Annotated in this window: 14 protein-coding genes; 5 read left to right on the plus strand and 9 right to left on the minus strand. The window is 58.0% G+C overall.

What is annotated here, in order from left to right:
* Positions 1-126 precede the first annotated feature (126 nt).
* From ACJ5NV_RS18915 to rpsL, 4 genes are all read right to left on the minus strand, one after another.
* Positions 127-753: a DUF6778 family protein gene (locus tag ACJ5NV_RS18915; protein ID WP_411646261.1), complete on the minus strand. Its 627-nt coding sequence runs from the start codon at positions 751-753 to the stop codon at positions 127-129.
* A 2-nt stretch (positions 754-755) separates the two neighbouring features.
* Positions 756-2873, minus strand: a complete 2118-nt coding sequence (gene fusA / locus ACJ5NV_RS18920) for an elongation factor G (RefSeq protein WP_411646262.1) — start codon at positions 2871-2873, stop codon at positions 756-758.
* A gap of 15 nt (positions 2874-2888) precedes the next feature.
* A complete protein-coding gene (gene rpsG, locus ACJ5NV_RS18925) occupies positions 2889-3359 on the minus strand; it encodes a 30S ribosomal protein S7 (RefSeq protein ID WP_411646263.1) in 471 nt (156 codons plus the stop codon).
* Positions 3360-3422: 63 nt separating this feature from the next.
* Positions 3423-3794, minus strand: a complete 372-nt coding sequence (gene rpsL, locus ACJ5NV_RS18930) for a 30S ribosomal protein S12 (RefSeq protein ID WP_089997365.1) — start codon at positions 3792-3794, stop codon at positions 3423-3425.
* A gap of 447 nt (positions 3795-4241) precedes the next feature.
* Between rpsL and ACJ5NV_RS18935 the strand changes: the two genes are divergently transcribed.
* The gene (locus tag ACJ5NV_RS18935; protein ID WP_411646264.1) at positions 4242-4811 is read left to right on the plus strand and encodes a hypothetical protein; all 570 of its coding nucleotides are present in this window, start codon (positions 4242-4244) and stop codon (positions 4809-4811) included.
* A gap of 27 nt (positions 4812-4838) precedes the next feature.
* Here ACJ5NV_RS18935 and ACJ5NV_RS18940 read toward each other — a convergent pair whose 3' ends face one another.
* From ACJ5NV_RS18940 to ACJ5NV_RS18955, 4 genes are all read right to left on the minus strand, one after another.
* Positions 4839-5741 (minus strand): DMT family transporter, encoded by a 903-nt coding sequence (locus ACJ5NV_RS18940; protein WP_411646265.1) that lies wholly within the window; start codon positions 5739-5741, stop codon positions 4839-4841.
* A gap of 40 nt (positions 5742-5781) precedes the next feature.
* Positions 5782-6384, minus strand: a complete 603-nt coding sequence (locus ACJ5NV_RS18945; RefSeq protein WP_411646266.1) for a hypothetical protein — start codon at positions 6382-6384, stop codon at positions 5782-5784.
* Positions 6385-6476: 92 nt separating this feature from the next.
* Positions 6477-8972 carry an ATP-binding protein gene (locus ACJ5NV_RS18950; protein WP_411646267.1) on the minus strand — a complete coding sequence of 832 codons (2496 nt, stop codon included), beginning with the start codon at positions 8970-8972 and terminating at the stop codon, positions 6477-6479.
* A gap of 6 nt (positions 8973-8978) precedes the next feature.
* Positions 8979-9701, minus strand: coding sequence for a response regulator (locus tag ACJ5NV_RS18955; protein WP_411646268.1), 723 nt, complete (start codon positions 9699-9701; stop codon positions 8979-8981).
* Between the two features lie 262 nt (positions 9702-9963).
* On the opposite strand from ACJ5NV_RS18955, the gene phnD reads away from it, so the two are divergent.
* The 4 genes from phnD (at position 9964) to phnE (ACJ5NV_RS18975) (ending at position 13427) form a co-directional block, all read left to right on the plus strand.
* A complete protein-coding gene (phnD, locus tag ACJ5NV_RS18960; RefSeq protein WP_411646269.1) occupies positions 9964-10944 on the plus strand; it encodes a phosphate/phosphite/phosphonate ABC transporter substrate-binding protein in 981 nt (326 codons plus the stop codon).
* 112 nt (positions 10945-11056) lie between these two features.
* Positions 11057-11830 carry a phosphonate ABC transporter ATP-binding protein gene (gene phnC, locus ACJ5NV_RS18965; protein ID WP_411646270.1) on the plus strand — a complete coding sequence of 258 codons (774 nt, stop codon included), beginning with the start codon at positions 11057-11059 and terminating at the stop codon, positions 11828-11830.
* Positions 11827-12621 (plus strand): phosphonate ABC transporter, permease protein PhnE, encoded by a 795-nt coding sequence (phnE, locus tag ACJ5NV_RS18970; protein ID WP_411646271.1) that lies wholly within the window; start codon positions 11827-11829, stop codon positions 12619-12621. The genes phnC and phnE (ACJ5NV_RS18970) overlap by 4 nt, the downstream gene beginning before the upstream one ends.
* The gene (gene phnE, locus ACJ5NV_RS18975) at positions 12618-13427 is read left to right on the plus strand and encodes a phosphonate ABC transporter, permease protein PhnE (RefSeq protein ID WP_411646272.1); all 810 of its coding nucleotides are present in this window, start codon (positions 12618-12620) and stop codon (positions 13425-13427) included. Before phnE (ACJ5NV_RS18970) ends, phnE (ACJ5NV_RS18975) begins: the two co-directional genes overlap by 4 nt.
* A 144-nt stretch (positions 13428-13571) precedes the next feature.
* On the opposite strand, the gene rpoC is transcribed toward phnE (ACJ5NV_RS18975), so the two are convergent.
* Positions 13572-17828 (minus strand): DNA-directed RNA polymerase subunit beta', encoded by a 4257-nt coding sequence (gene rpoC, locus ACJ5NV_RS18980; RefSeq protein WP_411646273.1) that lies wholly within the window; start codon positions 17826-17828, stop codon positions 13572-13574.

Raw genomic sequence — 17828 nt, forward strand, 5'->3', positions numbered from 1 at the left:
TTCCCGTGGTCAACGTGACCAATCGTACCAATGTTTACGTGCGGCTTGTTACGTTCAAACTTTGCCTTAGCCATTTTAATCTTCCTTCCGAGGGGATTTCATTCAATGCGCCTGTGCGGCGCAAACTTACATTTGCCAAGCTGACGGGCGGAGCGCGTTATTTCCGCCAGTAGCTGGTGCGGCCGTTGTTGTTTGCGGGCTGCGCCCGTTCGAGAAGGCCGTTGCCCCGCTGGCGGCATTTGCACCCAGAAGCCGTTGCGCAACGGCGTCAGCAAAGCTGGCCACGGTACGCTGATAGTCTTGCTCTGGCGTGCCGCGTGACGAGGCCCCGATGATCCCGCCTGGTGCCCAGCCTTCGCTGGTTGCCGTCATTTCTGTCGCAGGCAAAAGCACGGTCCCGGTGGACAGATCGGCCACCGAAACAGTTGCACTTACCGTGCTAACACCACCGATCAGCAAGGACTGACCGGGCGACACAAGCGCCACCCGCTGCACATCCACACTGACCTGAACAGGGTTGCCACCCGGCATCCCCCGTCCCCGCATCCGCGCCGCCAGTGCACGCGAAATATCCGCCTGCACCTGACTTGGTGGAATAGAGATGGACCGGCCAGACACGCCCGAAAGGCTGGACGTGCTGACCGAGATGTCCTGTACAACCATCCGGCTGGACACTTCCGGATCCATCAAGGGTCCGGTCGCGCAAGCCGAAAGAAGAACTGCGGCACAGATTGCGGCAAGTGCTTTCATCATAATCACGCGTACTTTGCTTGGATCTCTTCCGAGATGTTGCTTGGTACGGGATCATAGTGATCGAACTGCATCGAGAACTGCGCACGGCCCGAAGACATAGAACGCAGCGTGTTGATGTAGCCGAACATATTGGCCAGCGGCACCATTGCGTCGATTGCAATCGCATTCCCGCGTGTATCCTGACCCTGCACCTGACCGCGACGTGATGTCAGGTCACCGATGATCCCACCGGTGTATTCTTCGGGGGTGATCACTTCGACCTTCATGATCGGCTCAAGCAGTTTCGCGCCCGCTTTGCGCATGCCTTCACGCATACACATCCGCGATGCGATTTCGAACGCAAGAACGCTGGAGTCAACATCGTGGAATTTACCGTCAAGCAGTTCCACTTTGAAATCAATCACGGGGAAGCCAGCCAGCGGGCCGCTATCCATGACGGATTTGATGCCTTTTTCAACGCCGGGGATGTATTCCTTGGGAACAGCACCGCCCACGATCTTGCTTTCGAAAGAGAAACCTTCGCCGGGGGCTGTTGGCATGATGCTCAGCTTCACTTCACCGAACTGTCCGGAACCGCCGGACTGTTTCTTGTGGGTGTAGCTATGCTCAACCGCGTGACCAATGGTTTCACGGTATGCCACCTGTGGCGCACCGATGTTGGCTTCAACCTTGAACTCGCGCTTCATGCGGTCGACGAGAATGTCGAGGTGCAATTCGCCCATGCCCTTCATGATGGTCTGACCACTTTCAAGGTCAGTTTCCACCCGGAAGGAAGGATCTTCAGCAGACAGACGTTGCAGCGCAAGGCCCATCTTTTCTTGGTCACCCTTTGTCTTCGGCTCGACCGCGATTTCGATCACCGGCTCGGGGAAGGTCATCGTTTCCAGCACGACAGGGTCGTTCTGGGCACAAAGTGTATCACCGGTTGTGGTGTTCTTCAGACCACCCAGCGCGATGATATCACCTGCAAAGGCTTCGTCGATTTCTTCGCGGTTGTTAGAGTGCATCATCATCATGCGGCCCACACGCTCTTTGTTACCCTTGGTAGAGTTGAGCATTGTGTCGCCTTTGCTGAGCGTCCCGGAATAGATCCGGGTAAAGGTCAGCGAGCCCACAAATGGATCGTTCATGATTTTGAATGCCAGACCAGAGAAGGCCATCTCATCATCGGCGCGACGCGGGATGTTACGGACTTCGTCCTCATCGCCGGGTTTAAAGCCCATGTAATCGACAACGTCCAAAGGCGACGGAAGATAGTCAACAACAGCGTTCAACAGCGGCTGAACACCTTTGTTCTTGAACGCAGAACCACCCAGAACCGGCACAAATGACAGCGACAGACAGGCCTTGCGGATCATTGCACGCAGCGAAGCGACATCAGGTTCGTTGCCTTCAAGGTAGGCTTCCATTGCGTCGTCGTCCTGCTCAACCGCAGCTTCGACCAGCTTTTCACGCCATTCCGCAGCTTGATCCTGCAGGCTTTCGCGGATCGGTGCTTTGACCCAGGACGCACCCAGATCTTCACCTTCCCACAACCATTCTTCCATGGTCACAAGATCAATCAGGCCTTCAAGCTCTGTTTCGGCACCGATCGGAATACCAACAGGGATCGCACGCGCACCGGTCCGGTCTTCAATCATCCGCACGCAGTTGAAGAAGTCAGCACCGATTTTGTCCATCTTGTTGACGAACACCATACGCGGAACTTTGTAACGGTCGGCCTGACGCCACACGGTTTCGGTCTGTGGCTCAACACCTGCGTTGGCATCAAGAACACAGACAGCACCATCAAGCACGGCCAGGGAGCGTTCAACTTCGATTGTGAAGTCAACGTGGCCGGGCGTGTCGATGATGTTCATCCGGTGCTTGAGAGAATCAGCTTCGATGCCGTTCTCTGTGCGTTCCCAGAATGTCGTCGTCGCAGCGGAAGTAATCGTGATACCCCGTTCCTGCTCTTGCTCCATCCAGTCCATGGTCGCCGCGCCATCGTGCACTTCGCCAATGTTGTGGGATTTGCCTGTGTAGAACAGGATACGCTCAGAGCAGGTGGTCTTGCCCGCATCAATATGCGCAATGATACCAAAGTTCCGGTAGCGTTCGAGAGGATAGTCGCGTGCCATCTGGATATTTCCCTATTACCAGCGGTAGTGGCTGAACGCTTTGTTGGCGTCGGCCATTTTATGGGTGTCTTCGCGCTTTTTCACAGCTGTGCCGCGGTTGTTGACCGCGTCAAGCAATTCGCCCGCAAGACGTTCTTCCATCGTGTTCTCGTTGCGCTTTTTCGCAGCAGCGATCAGCCAGCGGATCGCCAGCGCTTCGCGGCGCTCTGGGCGCACATCGACGGGCACCTGGTATGTGGCACCACCAACCCGGCGCGAGCGAACCTCGACCGAAGGTTTGATGTTGTCGAGCGCTTCGTGGAAGACTTCGACAGGGGCTTTTTTCAGCTTATCTTCAACACGGTCAAATGCGTTGTAGACGATGCGTTCAGCGACAGCTTTTTTGCCGTCGATCATCAGGTTGTTCATGAACTTGGTCAGAACGATATCGCCAAACTTTGCGTCTGGCAGAACTTCGCGTTTCTCAGCGGCGTGACGTCGTGACATCTGTGATTCCTCTTATTCCAATTGCGGCGAAATCCCGGTTTTCTTCCGGGACGGGCCGAATACTTATTTCGGCCGCTTCGCGCCGTATTTGGAGCGGCGTTGCTTACGGTCTTTGACACCTTGTGTATCCAAAACACCGCGCAGGATGTGGTAACGCACACCAGGAAGGTCTTTTACACGACCGCCGCGGATCAGAACAACAGAGTGCTCCTGCAGGTTGTGGCTTTCACCGGGGATGTAAGAGATGACCTCATACCCGTTGGTCAGGCGTACCTTGGCAACCTTCCGCATCGCCGAGTTCGGCTTCTTTGGCGTGGTTGTATAGACGCGTGTGCAAACACCACGTTTTTGCGGGCAGGATTCCAGGTGCATAGACTTGGATTTATTGACTTTTGGCTGGCGCGGTTTGCGGATCAGCTGCTGAATCGTTGGCATCGTTTGATGTTCCCATCTCTTCACGTATGTGCGCTTTTGGGGCGCGGGGGTTTAAAGACATGCCCTTCGCGTTCGAAAAGCACAAAAATTCCGCAGTCGACCCCTTACCGGGTAGGTCGGTGCGGTGTGTATCCAGAGGAGCAAGGCGGCAATGGCCCGGTTCGTGACTACATAACGTTGATATCGGGACAATTGGGGGGAATACCCCCGGCCCGGATGAGCGGCGTATAGGGGGAGTCGGAAAGCCTGTCAACAGCCTGCCCTGTCTGGCTCTCGCGACGCTGCGTGCCAGCCCCCTGCCCTGCAATGCGCCATAAATCCGGATGGTTATTGCATAGCAATCACCCCCTGCGCCAGTGCTGGCGGTATGTCCAAATCCAAACACACAAACACACAAACACACAAACACACAAACACACAAACACCGGGGCTCTCTGGAGAGCGCAAATGAAATACCTTGTCATCACAACCGCCGCCCTTGGCATCCTTGGCGCGTGCAGCACCCCCAACCCGCCGAGCGTCACCCGACATGACGTGAACCGTGCCTATGGCGAAGCACGCCGGATTGAGGCGCTGCCCTTCACCGAAGCGATCACCCTGCCGACCGGCAGTGTCATCTATAACGGGCAGGTGGGGGCTAACGTATACGGCGAAGCGTCAGGCAGTATTCTGGGTGACATGCGGATGGAGGTCGATTTTCGCGATGGCGACATCGACGGCGATATCCGCAACATCAACTTGATCGACATGGACGGCACCCCCAATCAGCGCTTTGACGGCAGCCTTGATATCAACGGGCGCGAAAACAATGGCGACCTTGATGCCACTGCCAAAGGACGGCTGACCGGCGTCGATATCAACAACCAATCCGTGGATACCTATATGGATCTGGATTTGATTGGCGAAGTGCGTGACGACCGCGACTTCGGCGACGCCGTATATGGAGAAGTCGACGGCATCGCCACCGGTGATTTCAACATGACGGTGGATGGCGTCTTTTTCGGGACGGCGGATTAAGCCCGGCGCACTTTACAGTATTTCGCTTTAGCGAATGCGATCCGGGACAGGGCGTACCCGGATCCGCAACTGCGCTTCGCGGTACAGCGTGAACAGCCCGGTCGCCACAACGATGCTCGCCCCGGCCAGCATCGCAGCATCGGGCCATTCACCAAACACCACAATCCCAAGACTTAGCGCGACGATCAGGCTAGCATAGCGGAACGGCGCGACAAAGGCGATCTCGCCCACACGCATTGTCATCACCGACAACACATAGCCCACCACAAGAAACGCCGTCGCACCCGCCAGTTGCAACGCCGCGCCTGTGCGCATCGGGGCGAAGTCATTGAACAAGGACCCCACCGCGCCCAGCAGGGTCACCCCCACTGCGGCGACAAGTGCGATAAAGACGGCCGGTACATTTGCAGACATGCGCCGCACGATCACATCGCGCAGGGTGACACAGGCCACAGCGCCAAGCGCATAAAGGCTGAAGATCGAAAAATCCTGCCCGCCTGGCTGGATGATCAGCAGCACACCGGCAAAGCCGATGCCGATTGCGGTCATACGGCGCCAGCCCAGCGGCGCGCCCAGAAACACCGCCGCCGCAAGGCTGACCGACAGCGGCAGCACCTGCAGGATCGCACTGACATTGGCGATCGGCATATGCAGCAGCGCCGTCAGAAAAAAGAACGTACCGCCCATTTCGCCCAAGGTACGCAGGATGATTAACACCCAGTCACGCAGCGACAGATCAAACCGCAACTGCCCCATGACGCGGCACATCAGCGTCAGGCAAATCACCGCCCCGATCCCCCTGATCAGCACCGCCTGAAAGAACGGCACATCATCCAACAGCGCTTTCATGAACGCATCGTTGACGGTGTAAGCACACATCGCGCCCATCATCAAAAGCGCGCCGCGAATATTGTCAGAAACGCCGCTCATCGCAGCGCGGTTGCAGCATAAACGGCACTAGCCATCACCGTCAGCCCATCTGCGAAAACCACGGTATGATCCTGCGGAAATCCGCGGCCGTGACCATACCGGGTGTCAAAATGAATTCCGCCATCCGCCCCATCATTCGCGTGGGTTGAGCAAAGGTTTCGACCTCATGATAATGTTGACGATCACTGTAGTCGTCGAACAACACACGCGTTTCACGCTGAATGCTGATCAAAGCTGCGCCAAAACAGGCTTTACGCATCCGCCCATCAATCAGAACCGTATCAATCCCAGCCGGATCGACATCTTCCCACGGCGCCATCGGGTAGCGCCAGTAATTCTCTGACTTACGCTTGTCCGTTGGATAGCCCCATTTTTTTGTGGGTCCCATATCGACATGCAGCACGCGGGCGCTGCTGTCCTTGGATACCTGAGCGGCGATCTTCTCGGTCAGGCCCGCTGCCCATTTGGGATCCGATTCGACCGACAGGCAAGGTGTCCCCAGCTCTGCGGCAAGAAGGGTCGAGCCTCCGCTGCCATACTCAATGATACCCGCGGCATTGCCATAGATATCACGGACGAAATCGCTCACCTCTGGTGGGAAGGTCAGGCCAAACTGCGGGCCGGAATGCTGGGTACTGGTCATCGCCAGAGTATCGCCGAAAGCGCAGCGCGGCGAAAGGCAAATCTGTTCGGTGTCCCTGTCGTCCGGCGGCTGGTGTGCCAACCATTGTCGTATCACCACGTCACCAGCAGATCACGCATCATCGCTTCGGTCACCGGCTTTGTCAGTGTGGCCAGTTGTGCCACGTCCCGAAGTGCCGTTGGGGTGCGATGCGCTTCGCGGGTTGAGACCAGAACAAGCCCGGCATCTGGGTGAAGGTCGGCCCCATGTTGCAGGATATCCCAGCCCGACGCACCACTATCCAGATTTAGATCGCTCAGGATAAGGGTGAGCTTTTCTTGCTCCAACTGTGCCATCCCTTCGGCAAAGCTGGCAGCCCGGCGCACGCGATACCCAAGGTTTTCAAGCGCGTCAGCGGCGGCGGCCAGTGAACCCGCATCATCGTCAACCACCAGCGCGACACCGGATGCCCCGATCCGGGCCGGGTCCGGCGCGCTTTCGGTGACCGGCGGAAAGCGCATGGTCACGGTTGTGCCGCGATCCGGGCCCGCGCTGTGCGAGGTGATCCCAAGCTGACCACCGGACTGATGCACAAAACCGTCAACCATCGACAGCCCTAGCCCCGTCCCTGTGCCGTCGTCGCGATTGGTGTAGAACGGCTCTACCGCGCGGCGCTGCACCTCTGCCGTCATGCCACAGCCGGTGTCCTGCACCGACAGCATGGCACCGCCATCTTCCGCGGCGACCACGCGCAATGTGATGTCACCGGCCCCGCTGATCGCCTGTGATGCGTTGACGCAAAGGTTCAGCAAAGCGCTTTCCAACTGCCCTGGATCGACGCGGGCCAGCACCGGCGTGCCGTCCCAGACGAAGGTCAGCGATACCGTGTCCGGCAGTGCCATTTCCAGCAAGTCCGACATCCCGTCAGTCAGCACCCCCAGATCAGTGACCTGCGGTTCCAGATACTGCTTGCGCGCGAAGGCCAGCAATCTTTCGGTCAGGGACACACCCAGATCAACAGCCGACCTGATTCGACCACGAAAATGCTGCGCATTCGCCGGATCAGCTCCTTCCAGCAAATGCAGATTACCTGAAATGCTCGACAGGATGTTGCCAAAATCATGGGCGACTTCGCCCGAAACCTTGCCCAGCGTTTCCACCCGGCGAATTTCTTCCAGCCGTTCTTCGACCTTCTTGCGCTCCGTCGTTTCGGAAAACAGCCAGACCGCCCCGCCATCCGGCAAGGGCGAGTGGCGCATTTCAAGGACATTCCCGGAGGCATCGCCATATTCTTCAAACCCGCCGCGTTCACCGGCACTGGCTTGCCGCGCGAAACCGGACTGCGCGATCAGATCATGCACGCCATTCCCGGCGTCCGTCACACCGGGCGGCAAACGCAAAAGCGCACGCAGATTGTCATTTTCGACCGCAATGCGACCATCTGCCGATGTGATCGCGACACCATCCTTGATATTGCGAAAGACCCGCGAAAACAGCGCATTCTGCTGTCGGATTTGACCTGTGCGCCGGTCCAGTTTGCGGGCGTTTTCCCGAAACACATGGAACGCCGCAAAAAGCTGTCCGATTTCATCATCCGCAGGGCGGACTGCGGGCAGATCAGCGCCACGATCCCCCGCCGCCAGTTTGCGCATAGCGTCAGCAATGCGGTGCAGGTTCCGCGCCAGATAGCGCGACACGTAAAGGACAGAGGTGACCGCGACCAGCAAGCTGGCCAATGTAAACGCCAGAAAGGAATTCTTGGCAAAGACCAGATTGTCAGAGGTTTCAGCGCGGGCCAGCGACAACCGCGCCTCTGCCTGGGCCACTTTATCTTCGGCATAGGTGGTGATGCGGCTTGTTTCGCGCCGGATGCGGAACAGCGCATTTTCAGCGTCCAGCCGCGCGGCAAGATCCTGATGTTTCAGCACAAACAACCCCGGCCCGCGCCGGATCGCCTGTTGGATTTCTGCAAAGCTCGCTTGCTGGGCAGGTTGCAACCGGGGCAAAAGCCGGTCGCGGGCTACAGCGTAGCGGTTGGAAAACGCCCCCAGCGCAATGAGCGCATCTGCCCGCCCTGCCCCGATTGCTGTGATCGTCAACTGTTGTAACCCGGCCCAAAGTTCACGCTCTTCCAGTGGCAAGGTCACATCCGCCGCCAGCCGGCGCACGCGCTGGTTCAGGCGCAGCATGTCGTGGTCGATGGCAGCAAGCTCAGCCTTGCGTGCGGTCTGCGGCACCAAGGCTTGGGTCAGATCATCAATCGCCAGCCGCAGCCGGGCAAGTGGCAGGTCCAGCACCGGATCACCCGCAGCATGCGCTTCGATCTGGTGCAGGTTATCAAGAACGTTTTGCGCTTCCTGTTCCAGTTGAAACGGCGGAAACAGCGCATAAAGAAACGGGGCCGAGGTCGCAAGATCACTGGCACGACGGGACAGGTCAAGCGCGTCTGACACCTCTGTCAGCGTGTCCTGATGCAGCGTGTTCATCCACAGCTCTGTCCGGGTCAGCACCCGCATCCCAATGATGCTGACCAGCAGGATCAGCACAAAAAGCACCGCAATCGCAGCAGAAAGGCGAAAGCGAACACCGGGGCGGGGCAAGGCGTTCATCGCAGGTCAGCCAGGGGACAGGTTGAACAGATAGCCCTGCGCACGGCGGGTCTGAAGATGCACAGGCTTTGATGGGACCGCCTCTATCTTGCGGCGCAGACGCAAGATCAGCACGTCGATGGTGCGGTCCACATATCGCTGCATGTCAGAGCCAAGTTCCGCCAGCAGTTCCGGACGCGGGATAATACGGTCCGGGTTGCGGGCAAAATATTCCAACAGGCGGTATTCCGCATTGGTCAGTGGGATCTCCTCGCCATCGTGGTCCAGCAAGCGGCGGGACTGGACGTCAAGTCGCATGCGGCCAAAGGCGATATCCTGCCCCGGTGTTTCGCTGGGGCGGGCCGTGCCATGGCCATAGCGGCGTAGTACCGCGCGAATGCGGGCGACCAGCTCGCGCGGGTTGAACGGCTTGATCATGTAATCATCAGCGCCGGTTTCCAGCCCAATGATCTTGTCAATCTCATCGCCCACGCCGGTCAGCATCACAATCGGCAGGTGGTAGCGTTCGCGAATATGGATCGCCAGCGACAAGCCGGATTCACCGCGCAAACGCAGGTCTATCAACGCCAGATCAATCGGGGGCGGGTCGCCAAGGGCCATGAATGCACCAGGATCAGCGCAGCACACTGCATCAAACCCGCTCTCCCGCATCAGGGCATAAAGCGTGTCGCGCATGTCCTGATCATCATCTACGATAGCGATCATCGGCTCTGTCTTGCCTGCGTGCATGTCGCCCTCCTCCTGGCACATTCTGCGGCAGATGCCCTCCGGCCGCATGTCCGGTCAGCCGCGTGTTTGTGCCTGACATCACGTTGGATTTTAAGGGGCGGCAACAGAGATTGTAATACTGTTAACATTAAATCCGGTTCCGGGCCGTTTCGTTAACAGAAACAGGACTCGCTTTCTCAAGGACCGGCACCCTATCGTGAAGACCTGAACGCGACGGGCCCGGCTCATTTACCGAGACGCGCGTTACTAAAGGGAGGATACCATGAAGAAGTTTGTAACCCGCGCCGCAACGGCGTTGGGCATTGTCAGCGCAAGCGCGATTGCCGCTACGGCACAAGAATGCGCCGAGCGCGGTGCGCTGGACGCATTGTACTGCGACGCCAACGGCGATCTGGTGGCAGATACGCCCACCGATCCGGCGCAGCTCAGCGATCCTGACACATTGGTCTTTGCATATACCCCAGTCGAAGACCCGGCAGTCTATGCCGATATCTGGGAACCGTTCATCGAGCATCTCGAAGGCGTTACCGGCAAGGACGTGCAGTTCTTTGCCGTGCAGTCGAACTCTGCCGAGGTCGAAGCGATGCGGTCCGGCCGTCTGCATGTTGCAGGGTTTTCGACAGGTCCAACACCTTTCGCGGTGAACCTTGCCGGTGCGGTCCCCTTCGCCATCATGGGCGCAGATGACGGCCAGTTCGGCTATAAGCTGCAGGTGTTCACACAGGCAGACAGCGATATCCAAGAGGTCTCTGACCTTGCCGGACGCCGTGTGGCGCATACGTCGCCCACATCGAATTCGGGCAATCAGGCACCACGCGCGTTGTTCCCCGATCTGGGTGTTGTCCCAGACGAAGATTACGAAGTCGTCTATTCCGGCTCGCATGACCAATCCATGCTAGGCGTGGTCGCTGGTGACTATGATGCCGCACCAGTGGCGTCCGAAGTCGTCGACCGCATGGCGGAACGCGGTCTTTACGACCCCGAAGATGTGCGGATGATCTGGGAAAGCGACCCGTTCCCAACGACGTCCTTTACCGTGGCACATAACCTTGACCCCGCGCTGACCGAAAAGATTAAAGAGGCGTTCTTCTCTTTCGATTTTGAAGGCACAGCACTGGGTACGGAATTTGATGGCGTCAGCAAGTTCGTCCCCATCACGTACCAAGACCAATGGGCGGTGATCCGTCAAATCCAGGCGTCCAACGGTGTTGAGTACACACCACAAGGTCTCGCCGGGAACTAATCCCCTGAACAATGATCTGGTCGGCCATCGCGCCGACCGGACAGCACGCGGCCTCTTGCCAAACGCCAGAGGCATGGCCGCGCTATGCCAAACCACTGGCTGAGAGAGACACATGCTGACAATCCAGAAACTGACCAAGCGCTATGGCGGTGGTGACCCGGTGCTGAAAGAGCTGGACCTGACGGTACAGGGCGATCAGCTCACCTCTGTCATCGGCTCGTCCGGTGCGGGGAAAAGCACGCTTTTGCGCTGCATCAATCGCCTCGTTGAACCGACCTCAGGCACCATCGACCTGAATGGCACGGAATTCACCACCTTGAACCGCCGCGAACTGCGCGCCGCACGTCGCCGGATCGGCATGGTGTTCCAAAGCTTCAACCTGATCGACCGGCTGACCGTGATGGAAAATGTCCAATCTGGGCGGCTGGGCTATATTTCCACCTTTGCTGCGCTGACCCGCCGTTACCCGCGCGAAGATATCCGCCGCGCCTTTGAACTGATGGAACGTGTGGGCATCGCCCATTACGCCGACAAACGCGCCGACGAATTGTCCGGCGGCGAACGGCAGCGGGTGGGCGTGGTCCGCGCATTGATGCAACGGCCCGAGATCCTGCTCGCCGATGAACCCACCGCCTCGCTGGACCCCAAGACGTCCGAGCAGATCATGTCACTGCTGCGCGATCTGGCAAGCGAACTGAAACTGCCGGTCATCATCAACATCCACAATGTGACCGAAGCCAAGGAATACAGCGACCGGATCGTCGGGATGCGCTACGGCCGGATCATCTTTGACGACCTGCCCGCCAAGCTGGGCAAGGATGAGATGGAAGAAATCTATGCCGGTGTCCCCGCACAGGACCGGGCAGAGGTTGGGGCCATCGCATGAGCATGGCAAAAGACACATGGCGCAAGCCGCCTTTCATCGCCAACCCGCTGTTCCGCTACGGGCTATATGCAGCTGTGGCGATCTATTTCGTTGCAACGCTGGCCACTTTGCCCATCGACTGGGACCGTGTATCTGACGGGCTGACCCGCGCGCAGCGTATCTTCAACGGGGCCTTCCCGCCCAGCTTTGAACGGTCAGGGCTACTTTTTGATGGCTTCATGGAAAGCCTGAAAATCGCAATTCTTGCCACCGTCGGCGGTGTCGCGATTTCCATACCGTTGGCTTTCATGGCCGCCGGAAACATCGCGATCAAGCCGGTCTATTTTCTGGGGCGTGCCATCATCATCATCGCGCGCAGCTTCCACCCGGTGATCGTCGCCATCATCTTTGTCAAAGCGGTCGGGTTCGGCCCCTTCGCCGGGGCGCTGACGCTGGTGGTCTATTCCATCGGCTTCGTCGCCAAACTACTGGCAGAGCGGATCGAGGAAATTGACTTCGGTCAGGTCGAGGCCATGCGCGCCGCCGGGGCAGGCTTCATCGCGACGCTGGCTTACGCGGTGATACCGCAGATCATGCCACGGCTGGTCGGGCTTGGGATCTATCAGTTGGACAGCAACCTGCGCGCCTCTGCCGTGGTGGGGATCGTCGGTGCCGGCGGGATCGGGGCCACTTTGGCCAATGCCTTTGGGCGCTACGACTATGACTTCGCGCTCGCCATCACGATGGTCATCGTCGGTGTCATCCTGCTTTCCGAAGCGGTGAGCGGATTTGTACGGAAACGGATCGCATGATGAACACAGATCAAAACTCCCCGCTTGACCATTGGGCGCGCTTCACCCCGAAACAACGAATGGCGCGCTATGGCGGCTTTGCCGCGACCGCGCTGGTCGTCGCATGGGCGCTGAGCAGTATCGACGTGATCTGGGCCTGGGTCTGGGATGCGCCGGTGCAGATGGGCGATCTTTTCGCCCGGATGATGCCGCCTGACCCCAGCAACCTGCCGTCGATCCTGCAAGCGATCTGGCAGACGGTGAACATCGCCACGCTGGCCACGATGATCGCGGTCGTTGTGTCCCTGCCCGTCGCCTATATCGCGGCACAGAACACCACACCAAACCAGTTCACGCTGTGGATCGGACGTTTCATCCTTGTATCATCCCGGTCGGTAAACACGATCATCTGGGCACTGCTGTTTGTGGCGATCTTTGGTCCGGGCATCGTCGCCGGGATCGTGGCAATCATGTTCCGGTCCATCGGCTTTCTGGGCAAACTGCTGGGCGAAGCGATTGAAGAGATCGACCAGAAGCCTGTCGAAGCATTGGAAGCCTGCGGCGCGTCCCGGTTCAAAATCGTGCTCTACGCGATTGTGCCCCAGGTGATGCCATCCTTCTTTGCGGTGGCAATCCTGCGCTGGGACATCAACCTGCGTGAATCCACCGTGCTGGGGCTGGTGGGCGCAGGCGGGATCGGGATGATCCTGCAGGGGGCCATCGACACGTTCAACTGGCCCGAAGTGTCTATGGTGCTGCTGACAATCCTTGCACTTGTGGTTTTTGGCGAGGTCGTCTCGTCCTACCTGCGCAAGAAAATCCTGTAACCAAGGGCGTGGCGGTCAGCCGCCACGCGCCTCCGCCAGATCGGCAACACGCACTGACAACAAAAAGAAAGCCCGCACCTGATGGTGCGGGCTTTTTGCGTTTCGGCATGCCGGCCACGCGGGCCGACATGGGATTCTGTCAAATCAGCTACCGCTGTTTTCCGGCGTATCCACGACAAGGTTGTCGCTGAACACATCGTCATCCGAGACATCGTTGGACATCTCCATCGGCGCAGCCAGAGCAGCGGCCTGTTCGGCCTCTTCCCGGCGTGTTTCGATCACGACGTTGTCCCGATCAGACGCGATTTTGCGCATCTGTTGGGTGGCACCACCTGTCCCGGCTGGGATCAAGCGACCAACAATGACGTTCTCTTTCAGGCCAACCAGCTTGTCCCGCTTGCCTTGCACCGAAGCTTCGGTCAGCACACGCGTGGTTTCCTGGAACGACGCGGCAGAGATGAACGACCGGGTCTGCAACGAGGCCTTGGTGATCCCCAACAGGATCGGCTCACCACTTGCCGGACGATCGCCACGGGCGATAGCCTTGTTGTTGGCCTCATCGAACTCGGCCTTGTCCACAGTTTCGCCTTTCAGCAACACCGTGTCACCACTGTCCTGGATTTCCCATTTCTGGAGCATCTGACGAACGATAACCTCGATGTGCTTGTCGTTGATCTTCACACCCTGCAGGCGATAAACGTCCTGCACTTCGTCGATCATATAGTCAGCCAGCGCCTCGACACCCATAACCGCAAGAATGTCATGCGGGGCCGGGTTGCCATCCATGATGTAATCACCCTTCTGGACATAATCACCTTCCGCAACGGGAATGTGCTTGCCCTTGGGCACCATGTATTCAACGCGGATATCCGCGTCATCGGCGCTTTCGATCGCGATGCGGCGCTTGTTCTTATAGTCCTTGCCAAAGCGCACATAGCCGTCGATTTCGGCAATGATCGCGTGATCCTTTGGACGGCGGGCTTCGAACAGTTCGGCCACACGCGGCAGACCACCGGTGATGTCCTTGGTTTTGGCACCTTCACGCGGGATACGCGCGATAACATCACCAGCCTTGATCTCTTGGCCTTCTTCGACAGACAGGATGGCGTCCACGGACATTGGATAAGCGACAGGGTTGCCGTCGTCCTTCATCGCGGGTTCACCATCAGGACCAGCCACGATGATTTTCGGTGCCAGTTCGTTGCCTTTGGGGGCCGCACGCCAGTCGGAAACGATACGCTGGGTCATACCCGTTGCATCATCTGTTTCTTCACGCACCGCGATCCCGTTGACCAGATCGACATATTTGGCCGTACCGGATTTTTCGGCGATGATCGGCAGGGTGTAAGGATCCCATTCGAACAGTTTGTCGCCGCGCAGCACATCCGCGCCTTCCTTGACGAACACCTTGGAACCATAGCCAACCTTGTGGTTCGCCCGCTCGTCACCGTTTTCGCCCATGATCGCCAGAACCATGTTCCGGCCCATAACGATCATCTCGCCAGCTTGGTTTTCAAGAAGCTGCGCATTGCGGAACTCCACCTTGCCGGGCTGTGACGCCTCAAGGAACGATTGCTGACCACCCTGCGCAACACCGCCAATGTGGAACGTCCGCATCGTCAGCTGCGTGCCGGGTTCACCGATGGACTGGGCCGCGATGATGCCGACGGCCTCACCGATGTTGACCCGTGTCCCGCGTGCCAGATCACGACCATAGCACATGGCACAGACACCATCCTCCGCTTCGCAGGTCAATGGCGACCGGATGCGCAGCTTGGCGATAGCAGCCGTGTCGATCATGTCAGCCTTGCGTTCGTCGATCAGTTCGCCCACTTCAACGATCACCTCGTCAGTGCCGGGCTTGAGAACTTGCTCAGCCGAAACCCGGCCCAGAACACGTTCTGCCAGCGATGCTACGACCTCACCATCATTCACAGCAGCTTCTGCGGTGATTGATGCTTCGGTGCCGCAATCGACTTCGCGCACAATGCAATCCTGCGCCACGTCAACCAGACGACGGGTCAAGTAACCCGAGTTCGCCGTTTTCAACGCCGTATCCGACAGACCCTTCCGGGCACCGTGGGTAGAGTTGAAGTATTCAAGAACGGTCAGACCTTCCTTAAAGTTCGAGATGATCGGCGTTTCGATGATCTCGCCATTCGGCTTGGCCATCAGACCGCGCATCCCGCCCAACTGCTTCATCTGCGTGACAGAGCCACGCGCACCGGAGTGGGCCATCATGTAAACAGAGTTCGGCTCTGCCTCGGACCCATCCTCTGACAGTTTGGTGGCCGAGATGGTGGACATCATCGCATCCGTCACCTTGTCGTTGGCTTTCGACCAGGCATCGACGACTTTGTTGTACTTCTCACCCTGGGTGATCAGACCGTCCATGTACTGCTGTTCGAAATCCTTCACCTGATCACGGGTCTCATCGACCAGCTCCCACTTGGTGTCGGGCACAACCATGTCGTCCTTACCGAACGAAATACCAGCCTTGAACGCCTCGCGGAAACCCATGGTCATGATCTGGTCACAGAAGATGACAGACTCTTTCTGACCGCAGTAACGATAAACCGTGTCGATGACCTGCTGCACTTCTTTCTTGCGCAACAGACGGTTCACCAGCGCAAAGGGCGCCTTGGCGTTCAGCGGCAAAAGCGCGCCCAGACGCAGACGACCGGGGGTCGTCTCAAAGCGGGTCATGACCTCATTGCCTTCATCGTCGATCTGCGGCATCCGCGCGGTGATCTTGGCATGCAGATGCACCTCACCAGCGGTCAGCGCATGTTCCACCTCTTCGATGTTAGAGAAGGACATGCCTTCGCCCTTCATCCCTTCGCGGTGGATGGTCGTATAGTACAGACCCAGGATCATATCCTGCGATGGCACGATAATCGGCGCACCGTTGGCAGGTGACAGCACGTTGTTCGTGGACATCATCAGCACGCGGGCTTCCAACTGCGCCTCAAGGCTCAGCGGGACGTGAACAGCCATCTGGTCGCCGTCAAAGTCCGCGTTAAAGGCCGAGCAGACCAGCGGGTGCAGCTGGATCGCCTTGCCTTCGATCAGGACAGGTTCAAACGCCTGAATGCCCAAACGGTGCAGCGTTGGCGCACGGTTCAGCATGACAGGGTGTTCGCGGATGACCTCGTCCAGAATATCCCACACTTCGGGACGCTCTTTTTCGACCAGCTTTTTCGCTTGCTTGACCGTCGAAGACAGACCTTTGGCTTCAAGGCGCGAATAGATGAACGGCTTGAACAGTTCCAACGCCATCTTTTTCGGCAGACCACATTGGTGCAGCTTCAGTTCCGGACCAGTCACAATGACCGAACGACCAGAGAAGTCGACGCGCTTACCCAAAAGGTTCTGACGGAAGCGACCTTGCTTACCCTTCAGCATGTCAGACAGCGATTTCAGCGGGCGCTTGTTCGCACCGGTGATCACGCGGCCACGGCGACCGTTGTCAAACAGCGCATCCACGGATTCCTGCAACATCCGCTTTTCGTTACGGACGATGATATCAGGGGCGCGCAGTTCGATCAGACGCTTCAGACGGTTGTTCCGGTTGATCACACGACGATACAGATCGTTCAGATCAGAGGTCGCGAAACGGCCACCATCCAGCGGCACCAGCGGGCGCAACTCTGGTGGGATCACAGGGATCACGGTCATGACCATCCACTCAGGACGGTTGCCGGATTCCAGGAAGCTTTCAACGATCTTCAAACGCTTGATGATCTTCTTGGGCTTCAGCTCGCCTGTGGCCTCTTTCAGATCAGCGCGCAGCTGCTCTGCTTCGGCTTCCAGATCAATATTGGCCAGCATTTCGCGGATCGCTTCAGCACCGATATTGGCTTGAAACGCATCCATGCCATACAGATCCTGCGCGTCGTTGAACTCTTCCTCTGTCATCAGCTGACCATAGGTCAGGTCGGTCAGACCGGGTTCGATCACCACGTAGTTTTCGAAATACAGAATGCGTTCCAGATCGCGCAGCGTCATGTCCAGCATCAGGCCGATACGGGATGGCAGCGATTTCAGGAACCAGATGTGCGCGACGGGGGCTGCCAGTTCAATATGGCCCATACGCTCGCGGCGGACCTTTTGCAGGGTGACTTCCACACCGCATTTTTCGCAGACAACGCCGCGATATTTCATGCGCTTATATTTACCGCACAGGCATTCATAATCTTTGATCGGGCCAAAGATACGCGCGCAGAACAGACCGTCCCGCTCTGGCTTGAACGTCCGGTAGTTGATGGTTTCGGGCTTCTTGATCTCACCAAAGGACCACGACAGGATCCGCTCAGGAGAGGCCAGAGAGACCTTGATTTCGTCAAACGTTTTCGCCGGTGTGAGCGGGTTAAACGGGTTGTTTGTCAGTTCCTGGTTCAT

Source organism: Loktanella agnita (assembly GCF_046640325.1).
Classification (GTDB): domain Bacteria; phylum Pseudomonadota; class Alphaproteobacteria; order Rhodobacterales; family Rhodobacteraceae; genus Yoonia; species Yoonia agnita.

Bases quoted from the DNA above. Each gene is read 5' to 3' on its own strand.
- ACJ5NV_RS18940 (WP_411646265.1), bottom strand. From the start codon at position 5,741: ATGAGCGGCGTTTCTGACAATATTCGCGGCGCGCTTTTGATGATGGGC.
- phnE (WP_411646271.1), top strand. From the start codon at position 11,827: ATGAGCATGGCAAAAGACACATGGCGCAAGCCGCCTTTCATCGCCAAC.
- ACJ5NV_RS18950 (WP_411646267.1), bottom strand. From the start codon at position 8,972: ATGAACGCCTTGCCCCGCCCCGGTGTTCGCTTTCGCCTTTCTGCTGCG.
- rpsG (WP_411646263.1), bottom strand. From the start codon at position 3,359: ATGTCACGACGTCACGCCGCTGAGAAACGCGAAGTTCTGCCAGACGCA.
- rpsL (WP_089997365.1), bottom strand. From the start codon at position 3,794: ATGCCAACGATTCAGCAGCTGATCCGCAAACCGCGCCAGCCAAAAGTC.
- phnE (WP_411646272.1), top strand. From the start codon at position 12,618: ATGATGAACACAGATCAAAACTCCCCGCTTGACCATTGGGCGCGCTTC.
- fusA (WP_411646262.1), bottom strand. From the start codon at position 2,873: ATGGCACGCGACTATCCTCTCGAACGCTACCGGAACTTTGGTATCATT.
- phnD (WP_411646269.1), top strand. From the start codon at position 9,964: ATGAAGAAGTTTGTAACCCGCGCCGCAACGGCGTTGGGCATTGTCAGC.
- ACJ5NV_RS18945 (WP_411646266.1), bottom strand. From the start codon at position 6,384: ATGACCAGTACCCAGCATTCCGGCCCGCAGTTTGGCCTGACCTTCCCA.
- ACJ5NV_RS18915 (WP_411646261.1), bottom strand. From the start codon at position 753: ATGATGAAAGCACTTGCCGCAATCTGTGCCGCAGTTCTTCTTTCGGCT.
- rpoC (WP_411646273.1), bottom strand. From the start codon at position 17,828: ATGAACCAGGAACTGACAAACAACCCGTTTAACCCGCTCACACCGGCG.
- phnC (WP_411646270.1), top strand. From the start codon at position 11,057: ATGCTGACAATCCAGAAACTGACCAAGCGCTATGGCGGTGGTGACCCG.
- ACJ5NV_RS18955 (WP_411646268.1), bottom strand. From the start codon at position 9,701: ATGCACGCAGGCAAGACAGAGCCGATGATCGCTATCGTAGATGATGAT.
- ACJ5NV_RS18935 (WP_411646264.1), top strand. From the start codon at position 4,242: ATGAAATACCTTGTCATCACAACCGCCGCCCTTGGCATCCTTGGCGCG.